Source organism: Rhodococcus sp. AQ5-07 (genome assembly GCF_009707305.1).
GTDB classification, from domain to species: Bacteria; Actinomycetota; Actinomycetes; order Mycobacteriales; family Mycobacteriaceae; genus Rhodococcus_F; species Rhodococcus_F erythropolis.
Map to the genome: position 1 here is coordinate 2,654,996 of NZ_CP046099.1, position 15,413 is coordinate 2,670,408.

Here is a 15,413-nt window from a genome sequence, read left to right on the forward strand (position 1 = left end):
CTTTTCAGCAACTTCAGCGCAAAGTGGTCATTTCGACCAAAACAAGCGTCCAGTTTGCTAACTTGTGTCTGCGACACAAGGTCGTACAGAAACACCACGCAGACACAACCTTGTACATACAAACCTGTACATACGACACGGAGGACCGAAACATGGGTTCCATCAACACCCTCAGCGCCGTCATCGACATCATCAAGGTCGTCCAGCCGTTGATCGCCAAGCTCAACCTCAGCTGATTCGCTTGCACCACACCCCTGCCAGGGCGTAACTCGAAATGGGGCCGACATTGTCGGCCCCATTTTCCGTAGGTGCTCTATCTCAGCCGAGTGCCTTCTTGATCTCTCCTGCCAGTACCGACGCCAGCTGCGGCGGCACCGCATTGCCGATCATCGTGCGCACCGCTCCCCACTTACCCTCGAAGACGTAGTCGTCGGGAAAGGTCTGGAGGCGAGCAGCTTCTCGAACGGTCAACGATCGTGTGTGTTTCGGATGCACGTTGCGTGAAGCCGAGATCATCCCGAAAGTGGTTCCGACCGTGGACGCCGGCTCGTCCCACCGGAGGCGCTTGTACGTCGTGTTGTACCCGGACGACGGTCGCATGGCCGGATCTTCGTTGTCGTGCGCCGACATTCCTTCTGGTACATCACGCAGCCACCGCAAGACGTGCTCGGGATGCTCGACGGCCCAGTGCAGCGGGTCCGTCTCGCAAGCCTGCCCGGATTCCAACGGGGCCAGGTCGACGGTGGCATCGCGAAAAGTCCTCAGCGGTGCAACACCATTCACGCCGTGAGTCTTCGGCGGAAAACGCAGCGGCCCGATACTACTGTCGCGGCGGGTCGCCACGATGAACACTCGTTCCCGGAACTGCGGGACGCCGTAATCCTGCGCATTGACCGTGTTGACCGACGCGTCGTAACCGCATGCAGCCATCTCGCCGAGAATCCGGTCGACGACCATCCCACCGTCCGGGTCCTTCATGCTGAGCAGCAGTCGCACGTTTTCCATCACCAAGACCTTCGGCTTCACCAATTCGGCGAGCTGCAGCAGGTTCCGGAAGAGATGGTTGCGCGGATCGTCGCGGTCTCGCCGGCCGGCGAGGCTGAACCCCTGACACGGCGGTCCCCCAGCCAACACATCGATGTCCACTTGTGCCAGAAGATCTTTCACCCGGGCTTCGTCGATCGCCCGAATGTCCTCGCCGAGGCACCTCGCGCCGGGGAAGTTCCGATCGAAGGTCGCACGCGCCTCCGGCACGACTTCGATGTATCCCTCCACCGAAAACCCCGCCATCCGAAAGCCTTCGGCCATACCGCCACAACCCGAGAACGCTGTCAATACGGTGAGGCCGCCGCTTCCTGCCCCCGCGACGGCACGCCTGGCCACCGAGGCGGGGTCGTTGACCGGTGTCACTCGACGCGCACGGGTACTGCCGCTCGATCGCTTCCGGGGGGCCGCGTACGTACCCTCACGCTTGGCCGCTTCCAGCGCGGAGAGGGCCGTGAGAACTGCTCGTTCCGCCGGTGGCTTCGGATACGCCTTGTCGAGTTCCCACGCGGAGACGACGGCTGACGAGACTCCCGCTTGACGGGCGAACTGGAACTGACTGATCCCCACGTCCAAGCGCCGTGATCGCAGGTCCTGTCCCGAAATCAATTCAGTGCCTCACTCATATGGTCCGCTCGCTCCGGCAGCCCAGACTATCGCAGCCGACCCCGTGAACCGGGACCTCACAAGGAGGACCGGCAGGCGGTATGCCTGCCGGTCTCCGACACGAGCGGATGACGGGACTCGAACCCGTGTGAACGGCTTTGCAGGCCGGTGCCTAGCCACTCAGCCACACCCGCGTCAGTGAGTAACTCTGCCCTGAGTCACGGCGTCGAACCACAGTTCCGCTCAGCATGATTCGAGTGCGATCCCACCCGCCGTTCCAGTCTCTGGGAAAACTGCGAGCCCTTCGGGAACAAATCGGTCAGTCTCGATGCTGACTCCCTCGGCGGGCGCAGATCATACGAATTTCGCCCGAACGACCGAGCAGTTCGCCAGACCCAGACAACCCAGAAGGTTTCATGAGTGCCGAGAACACCGCCGTTGCCCCGCCCGTGAAGGCAGCTCCGCCCTTGGAGGCAGCCCCGCTGGAAATGAGCAGTGTCGACCGTAAGCCCAGCGTCGGGAAGATTCTTGCCCTCGGTTCCATGACTGCGCTCGGGCCCTTCACCATCGACATGTACCTGCCCGCGCTGCCGGATATCGGCGCCGATCTCGGGGTCTCGTCGTCAACGGTTCAGCTGACGATCACCGGAACTCTCATCGGCCTCGCACTCGGACAGCTGTTGGTCGGGCCGCTCTCGGACACTCTCGGCCGCAAGAAGCCGCTGCTCGCCGGGATCGGTGTGCACATCCTGGCTTCGCTGCTGGCGGTCTTCGCACCGAGCATCGCGGTCCTCGGCATCCTGCGGGTTTTCCAGGGCATGGGCGCGGCGGCCGCGGCAGTGGTCACCATGGCGATCGTCCGCGACCTCTACAGCGGTAACACCGTTGCCGTCGTGATGAGCCGGCTGATGCTCGTGCTCGGCGTTGCGCCGATCCTGGCGCCCAGCATCGGTGGCGCCCTCCTCGTCGCCCTCGACTGGCGCGGGATCTTCGTCGTCCTGGCACTGATCGGCGTCGGCACAGCGATGATCGGTGCTTTCGGACTGTCCGAAACACTGCCGAAGGAAAAGCGTCGCCCGAGCGGATTGAAGTCGGTTCTCCGCACCTACGGTTCGCTGCTCGGCGACCGCACGTTCATGGTCCTGACGCTCGTCTCCAGCGTCGGTATGGCGTCGTTGTTCGCGTATGTCTCCGGCGCGTCGTTTGTCTATCAAGATCAGTACGGCCTCAATCAGCAGGAGTTCGCACTGCTCTTCAGTGCGGGCGCGATTGCGTTGATCGGTGCTTCGCAGGTCAACGTCCGACTGCTCGATCGCTGGACTCCTCAGCAGATCACCAAGTGGGCCCTCGTGGCTGCAGTTGTCTCCGGGGCCGTCGTCATTGCCGTCGCGGTCCTGGAACTGGGCGGGCTCGCCGGATTCGTGATCGCACTGTGGGTCATGGCCGGTGCCATCGGGTTCGTTCTGCCCAACGCCCCGGCACTGGCGCTCGCTCGTCACGGCGAAGCGGCCGGTACTGCCGCGGCGATGCTCGGGGCATTCCAGTTCGGCGTCGGTGCGGCCATCGCGCCGGCCGTCGGCCTGCTGGGAAACACGAGCACAGCCCTGGCCGTCACGATGACGGCGTGTGTGTCGCTCGGTCTGGTCGCTCTTCTGGCTACGACCCGAAAGAGTGATACGACCCGAAAGAGTGAATCGGTCTAACCGGCAGCGGAGAACCACTCGCTGTAGAAGGTGGCAAGTCCCAGGACGCACGAGATCGCGACGAAGATCCAGAATCTTGCGATCACGACGGTTTCCGGCCAACCGAGTAACTCGAAGTGATGATGGATCGGGGCCATCTTGAATACGCGTCGGCCGGACGATCGGAAGACCAGAACCTGGATGATCACCGACAGGATCTCAGCCACGAACAGGGCGCCGATGATGACCATTAGCAACTCGGTGTGCGTCGTGACGGACAGGCCGACCACCAGGCCGCCCAGCGCCAAGGAGCCGGTGTCACCCATGAAGATCTGAGCCGGGGCGGCATTCCACCAGAGGAAGCCGAGGCACGCCCCGCCTGCCGCGGCAGCGACGATAGCGAGATCCAGGGGGTCACGAACGTCGTAGCAACCGGCGGCAGGCTCGAGGACACACGAGTTCCGGTACTGCCAACCGGCGATGACGACGTAGGTCCCCAGGATCATGCCCATCGAACCGGCCGCGAGACCATCGAGACCGTCGGTGAAATTGACGGCGTTGGACCAGGCGAACACCAGAATGCAGAAGAAGACCACAAAGCCGATGGCACCCATGGAGAACACCGAGATATCTCGCACATGGGACAGGTACTGGCTTCCGGGGGTGACTCCGTTGTTGTTGGAGAACTGCAGGAACAGAATGCCGAAGATGATGGCGCTCGCCAGCTGACCGACGGTCTTTGCCGTCTTGTTCAGCCCGAGATTGCGCTTCTTGCGGATCTTGATGAAGTCGTCGAGAAAGCCGACGATTCCCAGTGACGTCGCCAGCGCGAGAACCAGCCAACCGGATGCAGACAACCGCGGTAGCCGCGAGCCGAAACCGATGATGTGTGCCGCCAGGTAGCCCGCCCACATGCCGGCGATGATCGCGATGCCGCCCATCGACGGGGTGCCACGCTTGCCCTGATGACTCTGCGGACCCTCGATCCGAATCTCGTGCCCGAGCCCCTGCCGCGAAAGCACACGAATGAGAAACGGAGTCAGGAAGAGCGCGACGAACAACGAGACGCCACCCGCTACGAGGATTGAAATCACCCGTGGGACTCTACAGACGTAAGCGGCTGCGACACACAATCAGACAAGGCACCCGACCGCTTGCCAGCATGGGATGATCGAACTTATGTCTCCCCCCGCGCCGCTCCCCCTCGACCCCATCGAAGAGGCGCATCGTCAGTGGACGAAGCACGGTTGGAGCGATGTCGCGGACGGTATGGCTGCGGTCACGTCGGTGATGCGTGCGCAGCAGATCATGATGGCGCGGGTCGAAGAGGTACTCAAGCCTCTCGGGCTGACCTTCGCCCGCTACGAACTGCTGACGCTTCTCACCTTCACCAGGTCGGGCGCCCTCCCGATGGCCAAGGCAAGCGCCCGACTCCAGGTTCACCCCACCAGCGTCACCAATGCCGTCGACCGCTTGGAGAAAGCCGAGCTGGTTCGGCGGGTCCCGCATCCCAGCGATCGACGTGCGACGCTCATCGAGATCTCCGACGCGGGTCGCGCGCTGGCCCTCGAAGCCACTGAAATGCTCAACAGCAAAGTGTTCGCACACCCCGGACTCCAGCAGGACAAGCTCGAGCAATTGGTGACGATCCTCACTGAACTTCGCAAGACTGCGGGTGACTTCGATACCGGCGGCGCGCCCACCAAGTGGTGAACCGACGACCCGTACACACAAAGAAACTGCCCTCACACTCTCGACGAGTGTGAGGGCAGTTTCAGCTGTTCGAAAGTTCAGCGCTAACGAATTTCAGCGGTGCTTGAACTCGGCGGACCGCTTCTCCACGAACGCGGTCATGCCTTCCTTCTGATCCTCCGTCGCGAAGGTCGAGTGGAACACCCGACGCTCGAAGCGGACGCCCTCGGCGAGTGTGGTCTCGAAGGAACGGTTGACCGCTTCCTTGGCCATCATCGCAATCGGCAGCGACATCTCGGCGATGGTGGTTGCGGTCTTCAATGCGTCGTCGAGCAGATCGGCGGCCGGAACGATCCGGGCAACCAGGCCTGCGCGCTCGGCCTCTTCTGCGTCCATGTTGCGGCCGGTCAGGCACAGCTCCATGGCCTTGGCCTTACCCACGGCGCGCGTAAGGCGCTGTGAGCCACCGATACCCGGAATGACACCGAGCTTGATCTCGGGCTGGCCGAACTTCGCGGTATCCGAAGCGATGATGAAATCGCAGAGCATCGCCAGTTCGCAGCCACCACCGAGCGCGTACCCGGAGACTGCGGCGATCAGCGGCTTACGAGCGGCTGCGACGCGGTCCCACGGGGTGAAGAAATCTTCGACGTATGCGTCCATGTACGTCTTGGACTGCATTTCCTTGATGTCGGCGCCGGCGGCGAAGGCGCGCTCGGAACCGGTGATCAGGATGGCTCCGATGCCGTTGTCCGCTTCGAGGTCGGCAACCGCGGCGACGACCTCGTTCATCAGCTCGGAGTTCAGGGCGTTGAGAGCCTTCGGGCGGTTGAGCGTGATGACGCCGACGCGACCCTTACGCTCGAGGATGATGGTGTTGAAGTCGGTCACTACTGTCCTTCGGTCGAACGGTCACGGATGTCGTTGATGATGGCAGAGAAGTCCTGACCGCCACCGCCCGCGGCGTGGAAGCGACTGTAGAGTTCCGCGGCCTTGAGCCCGATCTCCGCATCGACGCCGTTGTTGCGCAGCGCATTTGCAGCCAGACCGAGGTCCTTGTCCATCAGCGCGACAGCAAAGCCGGGCTGGTAGTCGTTGTTGGCCGGGCTGGTGGGCACCGGTCCCGGCACCGGGCAGTTGGTGGTCAGTGCCCAGCACTGCCCCGAGGCGTTGGACGCCACGTCGAAGAGCGCCTGGTTGCTCAGGCCGAGCTTCTCGCCCAGCACGAATGCCTCGCTGATCGCGATCATCGAAATGCCGAGGATCATGTTGTTGCAGATCTTGGCAGCCTGGCCGACACCGGCGTCGCCGCAGTGAACGACCTTGCGGCCCATCACGTCCAGCAACGGTGATGCTGCCTGGAAGTCCGCTTCCGAGCCGCCGACCATGAAAGCCAGCGTGCCGGCTGTTGCTCCGACGACTCCACCGGAGACCGGTGCGTCGACGCTGCGGTGACCGGCCGCTTCGGCCTTGTCGTGTGCCTCGCGGGCGTCGGCGACGTCGATGGTGGAACAGTCGATGAACAGCGTGCTCGGTGTTGCCACCGGCAGCAGCTCTTCGTACAGACCCAGAACATGCTTACCGCTCGGCAGCATCGTGATCACGACGTCGGCACCGCGAACGGCGTCGACCGCCGAATCCGCTACCGATGCACCGTCTTTGACTGCCTGCTCCAGCGCCGCGGGTGCCAGATCGAAACCGACGACCTTGTGTCCGGCCTTGACGAGATTGGCCGCCATCGGGCCACCCATGTGACCGAGTCCGATAAATCCAATGGTGCTCATTAGTGATGCTCCTTCGGCGGTGATCAGTTGCCTTGCGGTTGAGGGGTGAGTCCGAGCTCGTTGTCGCCCAGCGGGGCGAAGTAGGCATCGACGGATTCAGCCGTGACATCTTCGAGGGTTGCCGGCAACCACTTCGGGTTTCGGTCCTTCTCGACTACCTGGGCGCGAATACCCTCGACCAGGTCGTGTGAGGCGAGCGCTGCCGTCGAGACCCGGAACTCCTCGTTGAGGACTTCTTCCAAGCTTGCTGCTTCCTTGGCATGTCGCAGGGATCCCAGGGTCACCGACAGTGCAATCGGAGACTTGCCGAGAATCTGCTCCGCTGCCTTCTCCGCCTCGGGGATTCCACTCGCTCGAAGACGCTCGACGATGGTGGAGACGTCGTCGGCAGAGTACGCGGCGTCGATCCAGCTCTGCTGGGCCAACAGTTCCGACACCGGAGCCGGCTCCGCGTACTGCGCCACGGCGTCGGCAACCGAAGACGACGCGAGTGCGGCGATGAACGTCTCGATGTTCTCCGACGGGATGAAGTGATCCGCGAAGCCTGCTGCGATGGCATCGCCGGCGCTCAGTCGCGCCGTGGTGAGCGCGATGTGCGTTCCGAGTTCACCGGGAGCACGCGAGAGCAGGTAAGTTCCGCCCACGTCAGGGATGAAACCGATTCCGGTCTCGGGCATTCCGATCATCGAGCGCTCGGTCACGATGCGAATGTCGCCGTGTGCGGACACTCCGACGCCGCCGCCCATGACGATCCCGTCCATGATTGCGACGTACGGCTTCGGGTAGTTCGCGATCTCGGAATTGAGGATGTACTCCTCACGCCAGAAATCGAGCGAACCGGTCTTGCCGTCCTTGGCGTCGTGGTAGATCGAGACGATGTCGCCGCCGGCGCACAGACCACGCTCGCCGGCGCCCGTGAGTACGACCGCCTTGACGTCGTCGTCGGACTTCCATTCCGCGAGTGCCTTGGCCATCGCCTTGACCATCGAGTGGTTGAGGGCGTTGATCGCCTTGGGCCGGTTGAGGGTGATGAGCCCCAGTCCGTCACGCTTTTCGATCAATACCTCGAGCTCGTCGCTCATGCTGCTCCTTGCTTTCCCTGACCTGATGCGACCACGCTTCGCGCGATGACCACCCTCATGATCTCGTTGCTGCCTTCAAGGATCTGATGAACCCGAAGATCGCGGACGATCTTCTCGATCCCGTACTCAGCAAGATAGCCGTACCCGCCGTGAAGCTGGAGAGCCTTGTTGGCTACGTCGAACCCGGTGTCGGTGGCAAAGCGCTTGGCCATCGCACACAACTCCACGACGTCGGACGCTCCGTCTTCGAGTGCGGCAGCGGCGCGCCACAGCAACGTCCTGGCCGCTTCGAGTTCGGTACGCATGTCGGCGAGCTGGAACTGCAGGGCCTGCGACTCGATCAGTGCCGAACCGAAAGCTTTGCGGTCCACCAGATATGCGACTGCCTTCTCCAGCGCTGCCTGGGCCCCACCGACCGAGCAGGCGGCGATGTTCAGCCGGCCGCCGTTGAGACCCTTCATAGCGATGCGGAAGCCGCTGCCCTCTTCACCGAGCATGTTGGCCGCAGGAACTCGCACGTCTTCGAAGATCACCTGACGGGTGGGCTGCGCGTTCCAGCCCATCTTGACCTCGTTGGCACCGAACGACAGTCCGGGCGAATCCTTGGGCACGATGAACGCCGAGATCCCCTTGGCACCGGCAGATCCGGTGCGTGCCATCACGACGTACACGTCGGAAGTGCCTGCGCCGGAAATGAACTGCTTGACGCCGTTGAGGATGTAGTCGTCGCCGTCACGAACGGCCTTGGTGCTCAAGCCCGCAGCATCGGAGCCAGCGCCGGGTTCGGTGAGGCAGTAGCTGCCCAGTTGATCCATCGAGCAGAGTCCGGGGACCCACTTGTGGCGCTGTTCGTCGTTGCCGAACTGGTCGATCATCCACGTGACCATGTTGTGGATGGAGATGTACGCGGCGATCGACGGATCGCCCTTGGCCAGCTCTTCGAAGATCCGGGCAGCGTCGACGCGGCTCAGCTCACTGCCGCCCACGTCTTCACGAATGTAGATACCGCCCATTCCCAGGGACGCCGCCTTACGGAGGACGTCCACCGGGAAATGCTTGGTCTGATCCCACTCCACTGCGTTGGGCGCCAGATGCTCGGCCGCGAAGTCGCGGGCAGTGTCACGAATCGCCCGCTCGTCATCGGTCAGAGTAAACATGGAAGGTAGTCCGATCAGTTCATCGTGGGGATGACGAAGTGGTTGTCAGGAGCGGAGTCTACGGAGCGACCCCCCTGACCTGCTTCCTTCTTGCCGGAAGGCCAACGCTGCGTCACCGTCTTGGTCTTGGTGTAGAAGCGGAAGGAGTCGGGACCGTGCTGGTTCAGGTCACCGAAGCCGGAGCGCTTCCAGCCACCGAAGGTGTGGTACGCGATCGGGACCGGGATCGGCACGTTGACGCCGACCATGCCGACGTTGACGCGAGCGGTGAAGTCACGCGCGGTGTCGCCGTCGCGGGTGAAGATGGAGACGCCGTTGCCGTACTCATGTTCGGTCGGAAGACGCAGTGCCTCTTCGTAATCGGCAGCGCGGACCACCTGAAGGACAGGTCCGAAGATCTCTTCCTTGTAGATGCGCATGTCCGAGGTGACGTTGTCGAACAGGGTTGCGCCGGCGAAGAATCCACCTTCGTGGCCTTCGAGGGTGAAGCCGCGGCCGTCGACGACTGCCGTTGCGCCCTCGTCGATGCCGATCTGCACGTAATTATTGACGCGGTCGAGGGCATCCTGGCAAACGAGCGGTCCGAAATCGACGCCTTCGTCGTCACTGCGACCGATCTTGAGCTTCGCGACACGCTCCTTCAGCTTCGCGACAAGAGCGTCCGCGGTCTCCTCGCCGACGGGAACGGCAACCGAGATGGCCATGCAACGCTCACCGGCACTGCCGTAGCCCGCACCGATCAGGGCGTCGGCAACCTCGTCGAGGTCTGCGTCCGGCATGACGATGGCGTGGTTCTTGGCGCCACCGAAGCACTGTGCGCGCTTGCCGTGAGCTGCGGCCGTCTCGTAGATGTACTGAGCGATCGGCGTGGAGCCGACGAAGCCGACAGCCTTGATGCGGTCGTCGGTGAGCAGGACGTCGACAACTTCCTTGTCACCGTTGACGACGTTGAACACACCCGCGGGCAGTCCGGCCTCGAGGAACAGCTCGGCCAGGCGCAGCGGGACGGAGGGGTCACGCTCGGAGGGCTTGAGGATGAAGGCGTTACCGGCGGCGAGGGCGGGGCCGGCCTTCCACAGCGGGATCATCGCGGGGAAGTTGAAGGGCGTGATGCCTGCGACGACGCCGAGCGGCTGACGCATGGAGTACACGTCGATGCCGGTGCCGGCACTCTCGGTGAATTCACCCTTGAGCAGGTGCGGAGCGCCGACGGCGAACTCGATGACCTCGAGGCCACGCTGGATGTCACCCTTGGCATCGGCGACGGTCTTGCCGTGCTCGGACGAGAGGAGGCGGGCCAGAGAATCCATCTCGGCCTGAGCGAGCTGCAGGAACTTCATCAGCACGCGGGCGCGCTTCTGCGGGTTGTATGCTGCCCACACCTGCTGCGCCTCTTCGGCATTGGCGATGATGGCTTCGGTCTCGGCCTTGCTCGCGAGGGGGACGCGGGCCTGCACCTTGCCGGTGTTGGGATCGAACACGTCCGCAAATCGATCAGATGTCCCGGGAACACGCTTGCCACCGACGAAGTGCGTCAACTCGTGAACCGTCGCATTTTCAACCATTGTGCTAACCCATTCCTTGCTCGTATGGACCGCCCAGGAGGCAGCAATGAATATGTCTACCATCCTATAGTTGGATGTCCATGTATGTCTAGAGCCCAAGGGCTGTGCGCCTTTATTAACCGCGGGGGGTTAATAAAGGCGCACAGCGCGGAGCGCGGCTGCCGCTTCCTGCGCGACTACTGCATCGGTGACGTCGTATCCGTCCGATCCCCCGCCCGGGCCACCGGACACCGCGACAACCTTGCGTGCCGAGAGATGCACCGCATCGACGCCGACTGCGGCGATTGCCGGGATGTCGTCGACGGTTATTCCGCCACCGGCCATGATCTGGATCCGGCCTGCGGCATGTTCGACCATTCGACCGATCTCGTCGAGGCCCTCGCTGCAGGTGTCCGCACCCCCGGACGTCAGCACGCGGGTCACGCCCAGGTCGATCAGTTCGTCCAGCGCGGTCAGTCGGTCGGCCACCACGTCCATCGCACGATGTACCGTCACCTCGACCCTCGCACGGTCCACGCATCCGATGATGCGACGCAGCACGACGGTGTCGATCGTATTGTCTTCTGTCAGCGCGCCGACCACGATGCCGGAAGCTCCACCGGCCACGGCCGCACGTACGTCGTGCTCCATCACCCACACTTCGTCGGGTGAGAACACAAAACCTCCGGCGCGCGGACGGATCAGCGGGTGAACCGCGATCCCCACTTCCGACGCTGCCTCGATCACTCCAATGCTTGGCGTCAATCCCCCCGTCGGACCGAGCGCCGCACACAACTCGACTCGAGTCGCTCCTACCGAACGTGCGATCCTCGCCCCCCGCACGTCCTGCACCGCCAGCTCCAGAACCGTCATGTCAGAAGGACTGCCACGACGGCTTGTGCTCGAGCGCATACCGGTAGTAGTCGGCAAGTTTGAGCGAACTGGCCGCAGCTTCGTCGATCACGACGGTGACATGGCGATGCAATTGCATCACCGAAGCCGGGCAGAACGCAGACAACGGACCTTCGACGGCAGCGGCGATCGCATCGGCCTTACCCTCTCCGGTCGCGATCATCACCAGATGCCTTGCATCGCTGATGGTTCCGAGACCCTGGGTGAGCACATGGTGTGGGACGTCGTCCACCCCGTCGAAGAACCGTGCGTTGTCGATCCGGGTCTGCTCGGTCAGCGTCTTCACGCGAGTTCTCGAAGTCAACGACGATCCTGGCTCGTTGAAGCCGATGTGACCGTCGGTGCCGATGCCGAGCAACTGCACGTCCACTCCCCCGGCCGCCGCGATGCTCTGGTCGTATCGCGCGATCTCTTTCTCCGGGCACGGCGCTTCACCGTTGGGACTCGACACCATCGCCGGATCCAGATTGACGTGATCGACGAACTCCGACCGAATCACCGAGTAGTACGACTGCGGATGGCGTTTCGGCAAGCCCAGGTACTCGTCGAGCAGAAACGCCCGAGCCAGCGAGAAGTCGAGTTCGGCATCGCGATGCCTCGCTGCCAGTTCACGATAGGTTCCGATCGGCGACGACCCCGTTGCAAGCCCGAGCGTCGTCGCCCCGGCTCTGACGTAGCCTTCGACGATGTCCGCGACGGTCGAGTCGACCTCCGCGGGTGTCGGCTGAATTACGATTTCCATGATTTTTCCTTTCCGGCGGCTTTTCCGCCGAGTAGTACACGCCCCAGGCGCAAGTGACGATCGGTGACCACGATGTCGGCTCGGCAGCCCACGGCCAGCGATCCGATCAGGTCGCCAAGTCCCAGCAGACGCGCCGGGCTCCGAGTTGCCGCTGCGACAGCGTCTTCCAGCGCGACCCCGCCGTCGAAGACCGTACTGCGAAGCACGTCGAGCAATCTTGCAGTCCCTCCGGCGATGGCACCGGAACTGCCGTCGGTGGTCGCGAGTCTTGCTACTCCGTCGGCAACCGTGACGTCGAGCGCACCGAGTTGGTAGTCGCCGTCGTCCATTCCGGCCGCGGCCATCGAATCGCTGACCAAGGCGATCTGGTCCGGTCCGACAGCGTCGAAGACCATCGACACGGTCTCGGGCGCAAGATGCACACCGTCTGCGATCAGTTCCACCACCATCTCGCCTCTCGCGGCAGCCGCCAGGCACGCCGCGACGGGACCCGGAGATCGATGGTGCAGGGGCGGCATCCCGTTGAAGAGGTGGGTTGCGCTGATCTGTCCGGCCCAATCCCCGTGCACCGCAGCATCGATGCGCGCCGATGTCGTTGCCGCATCCGCATCGGTGTGACCGAAACTCGGCACGATGTTGCGACGACGCATGATCGCGAGCAACTCTTCGAAGTTCTCGGTCTCGGGTGCCAAGGTCATGGACCGCACGGTCCCCCGCGCGGCGTCACAGACGGCTTCGAGAAGGTCCGGATCGCCGGGCACGATCGCCGCCGGATCCTGGGCACCGCAGCGAACGCCGTTGATGAACGGCCCCTCGAGGTGGATACCCAGAAGTTCTCCGCGTTCGACCAGATCGGCGAGCATCGTTGCTTGTCGGACCAGATCTGCGCGCGGTGCAGAGACCAGGCTGGCCAGCATTCCGGTCGTGCCGTGCTCACCATGGTGCGCCGCAGCGCGGCTCGCACCATCGGCGTCGGTGTTCGGGAAACCAGCACCAGCTGCGCCGTGGCTGTGGACATCGATCAGGCCGGGCATGATCACCGTGTCGGTGCGTTCCGGAATGACGACGACCGGTGCGGACGCCATGTAGTCCGCAGCCGAGCCGACCCAGCTGATCTTCTCACCGTCCGCGACCACAACTCCGTCGTGAATCTTGCCGATCGGAGACCCGATCACCGTTCCCCGCAGTACGAGCGGATCGCCGACAGCAGCCGAGCCTGATGTACTCATGCTGACTCGCGAATCCGCGCGACAGCTGCTCTACCCTCGAGCGGGTTTCGCGCGCCCCGCGCCGCAGCGGCCATGTCCTTGCACACCGCCAGATCGAGAGAGGCCAGTTGCGCGCGAACTGCGCCCAATGCCGGGACCGACATCGACAGACTCGTCACGCCCAAACCGACCAGAACCGGAGCCAACAGCGGGTCCGACGCGGATTCTCCGCACACACCAACAGGTTTCCCGGCGTCGGCGCCCGCCTGACCGACCATCGCGATCAGATCGAGGACCGCCGGCTGCCACGGATCGAGCAGTTGCGCCAGGCCTCCGGCCATACGATCCACGGCGCAGGTGTACTGGCTCAGATCGTTGGTGCCGATACTGACAAAATCGAGGTGCTCGAGGATATCCTTCGCTCGCAACGCTGCAGCTGGAATCTCGATCATTGCTCCGACCTTGCCGATCCCCCGCGAACGCGCAAGTTCTGCAAAGTCTTTCGCCTCGTCGGCAGTGGCTACCATCGGCGCCATCACCCACAGATCGGCGCCCGTCGCGGTGCCTGCCGCCGCGAGGGCGTCGAGCTGACTGATGAGGGTATCGGGATAGACCGTGCCGACACGAAGTCCGCGGATACCAAGGGCCGGATTCTCCTCGACCCCGAGATCGAGAAACGGCAACGGCTTGTCCGAACCCGAATCGAGAGTGCGGACCACCACCTTCTGTCCGGCGAAGTGCCCGAGCACCGACGCATACGTCTGCGCTTGCTCCTCCACCGAAGGTGCGTCGTGGCGCCCGAGATACGAGAATTCGGTACGGAACAGTCCGACGCCCTCACAATCCGCCGCCCCGGCCCGCGCGGCGTCCTCGAGGGTTCCGATGTTGGCCGACAACCTCACCGCGAACCCGTCACGCGTGCGTCCTGGACCATGTGCCGAAGCTGACTGCTCTGCCACGAACGATGCTTCGAGGACAGCGCGCTCGCGCATTTCTGCCGAGGGATCGATGGTGACCGTCCCGGTGGTGCCGTCGAGGATGAGGAGTTTTCCCTCCGCCAGCAGATCGGTTCCCGAGCAGTTGACCACGGCCGGGATTCCGAGCGACTTCGCCAAGATTGCGGTGTGGCTGGTCGGACCTCCTTCGGCAGTCAACAATCCGACCACGTCACTGTTGCCCAACGTCGCTGTATCTGCCGGAGCGAGGTCGCGCGCCACCAGGATGTACGGATGACCGGGAGCGGGGATTCCGGGCATCGGTTCCCCGCGAAGAACGGCCACGGCTCGCTGCCCGAGATCGCGCAAATCCGTTGCCCGCTCGGCCATGTACCCACCGAGCGCCGTGAGCTTTTCACAGAATGCGTCGAAGGCAACTGCGACGGCGTGTGCGGTCGGCAACCCCGATTCCAGGTTCGCCTTGGCCGCCTTCACGATGCCCGCATCGCGCGCCATCGCAGCCGACGTCGTCAGGATCTCCGCCGACACGCCCTCGACTGTCTCTGCACGCGAGAGCAGTTCCTCCGCGACGGCGTCCAGTGCCTCACGGATCCTGATCAGCTCCGCCTCGGGACTGCCGGTGATCGGGTCCGACGCCGAAGTCGGCTCAGGCGTGGAGAATCGCAACCACGGCGCACAGACCGAACCCGCGCTCACTCCGATACCTGCGATGCGGTTGTCCACACTCGCCGTCATCAGGCTTCGTCCAGTTCGGAGGCGAGAAGCTCTGCGAGCGAACCGACCGCAGCATCGGCGCCGTCACCGTCAGCACGCAACGTCACCGAATCCCCAAATGCGGCTCCGAGAGTCATGACAGACAACATGCTGGAGGCGTCGACGGGTTCGCCGTCGCCCAGCGAGATGGTGACGTCGACCGGCAGGTCGGCCGCGGCGCGCGCGAAGAGCGCTGCGGGTCGTGCGTGGAGCCCGACTCGGGATCCGATTGTCGTGGTTGCGATCGCCAT

The 15,413-nt window shown here is 63.6% G+C and carries 15 protein-coding genes and 1 tRNA gene; 3 read left to right on the plus strand and 13 right to left on the minus strand.

Annotation, left to right across the window (positions count from 1 at the left end):
• Positions 1 to 110 precede the first annotated feature (110 nt).
• Entirely contained in the window at positions 111 to 236 is a 126-nt protein-coding gene (locus GJB56_RS31915) for a hypothetical protein (protein WP_255246884.1), read from the plus strand.
• An 82-nt stretch (positions 237 to 318) separates the two neighbouring features.
• Here GJB56_RS31915 and dcm read toward each other — a convergent pair whose 3' ends face one another.
• Both dcm and GJB56_RS12160 read right to left on the minus strand, forming a co-directional pair.
• Positions 319 to 1,614, minus strand: a complete 1,296-nt coding sequence (dcm, locus tag GJB56_RS12155) for a DNA cytosine methyltransferase (RefSeq protein WP_113684086.1) — start codon at positions 1,612 to 1,614, stop codon at positions 319 to 321.
• 159 nt (positions 1,615 to 1,773) lie between these two features.
• Positions 1,774 to 1,844 (minus strand) — tRNA-Cys (locus GJB56_RS12160).
• Positions 1,845 to 2,066: 222 nt separating this feature from the next.
• Here GJB56_RS12160 and GJB56_RS12165 point away from each other — a divergent pair.
• Positions 2,067 to 3,353 (plus strand): multidrug effflux MFS transporter, encoded by a 1,287-nt coding sequence (locus GJB56_RS12165; RefSeq protein ID WP_021334280.1) that lies wholly within the window; start codon positions 2,067 to 2,069, stop codon positions 3,351 to 3,353.
• Here GJB56_RS12165 and mraY read toward each other — a convergent pair.
• Positions 3,350 to 4,426: a phospho-N-acetylmuramoyl-pentapeptide-transferase gene (mraY, locus tag GJB56_RS12170; RefSeq protein ID WP_003941316.1), complete on the minus strand. Its 1,077-nt coding sequence runs from the start codon at positions 4,424 to 4,426 to the stop codon at positions 3,350 to 3,352. The two genes, GJB56_RS12165 and mraY, sit on opposite strands and share 4 nt — an antisense overlap.
• Before the next feature lie 85 nt (positions 4,427 to 4,511).
• On the opposite strand from mraY, the gene GJB56_RS12175 reads away from it, so the two are divergent.
• Positions 4,512 to 5,045, plus strand: coding sequence for a MarR family winged helix-turn-helix transcriptional regulator (locus GJB56_RS12175; RefSeq protein ID WP_020970065.1), 534 nt, complete (start codon positions 4,512 to 4,514; stop codon positions 5,043 to 5,045).
• Positions 5,046 to 5,138: 93 nt separating this feature from the next.
• Here GJB56_RS12175 and GJB56_RS12180 read toward each other — a convergent pair whose 3' ends face one another.
• The 10 genes from GJB56_RS12180 to GJB56_RS12225 form a co-directional block, all read right to left on the minus strand.
• Positions 5,139 to 5,915 (minus strand): enoyl-CoA hydratase, encoded by a 777-nt coding sequence (locus GJB56_RS12180; protein ID WP_003941374.1) that lies wholly within the window; start codon positions 5,913 to 5,915, stop codon positions 5,139 to 5,141.
• Positions 5,915 to 6,808, minus strand: a complete 894-nt coding sequence (gene mmsB / locus GJB56_RS12185; RefSeq protein ID WP_113684085.1) for a 3-hydroxyisobutyrate dehydrogenase — start codon at positions 6,806 to 6,808, stop codon at positions 5,915 to 5,917. The genes GJB56_RS12180 and mmsB overlap by 1 nt, the downstream gene beginning before the upstream one ends.
• A 23-nt stretch (positions 6,809 to 6,831) precedes the next feature.
• Complete coding sequence (locus GJB56_RS12190; RefSeq protein ID WP_113684084.1) at positions 6,832 to 7,890, minus strand: enoyl-CoA hydratase/isomerase family protein; 1,059 nt, start codon at positions 7,888 to 7,890, stop codon at positions 6,832 to 6,834.
• Positions 7,887 to 9,047, minus strand: coding sequence for an isobutyryl-CoA dehydrogenase (locus GJB56_RS12195; protein ID WP_007726145.1), 1,161 nt, complete (start codon positions 9,045 to 9,047; stop codon positions 7,887 to 7,889). Before GJB56_RS12195 ends, GJB56_RS12190 begins: the two co-directional genes overlap by 4 nt.
• Positions 9,048 to 9,061: 14 nt before the next feature.
• Entirely contained in the window at positions 9,062 to 10,612 is a 1,551-nt protein-coding gene (locus GJB56_RS12200; RefSeq protein ID WP_113684083.1) for a CoA-acylating methylmalonate-semialdehyde dehydrogenase, read from the minus strand.
• A gap of 129 nt (positions 10,613 to 10,741) precedes the next feature.
• On the minus strand, positions 10,742 to 11,464 hold the full coding sequence (locus GJB56_RS12205; RefSeq protein WP_020970067.1) for a copper homeostasis protein CutC: 723 nt from the start codon (positions 11,462 to 11,464) through the stop codon (positions 10,742 to 10,744).
• Position 11,465: 1 nt separating this feature from the next.
• Positions 11,466 to 12,245, minus strand: coding sequence for a glucosamine-6-phosphate deaminase (nagB, locus tag GJB56_RS12210; RefSeq protein WP_021334281.1), 780 nt, complete (start codon positions 12,243 to 12,245; stop codon positions 11,466 to 11,468).
• Complete coding sequence (locus tag GJB56_RS12215) at positions 12,233 to 13,474, minus strand: N-acetylglucosamine-6-phosphate deacetylase (protein ID WP_113684082.1); 1,242 nt, start codon at positions 13,472 to 13,474, stop codon at positions 12,233 to 12,235. Before GJB56_RS12215 ends, nagB begins: the two co-directional genes overlap by 13 nt.
• Complete coding sequence (gene ptsP, locus GJB56_RS12220) at positions 13,471 to 15,144, minus strand: phosphoenolpyruvate--protein phosphotransferase (protein ID WP_019749211.1); 1,674 nt, start codon at positions 15,142 to 15,144, stop codon at positions 13,471 to 13,473. Before ptsP ends, GJB56_RS12215 begins: the two co-directional genes overlap by 4 nt.
• A complete protein-coding gene (locus tag GJB56_RS12225; protein WP_019749212.1) occupies positions 15,144 to 15,413 on the minus strand; it encodes an HPr family phosphocarrier protein in 270 nt (89 codons plus the stop codon). Before GJB56_RS12225 ends, ptsP begins: the two co-directional genes overlap by 1 nt.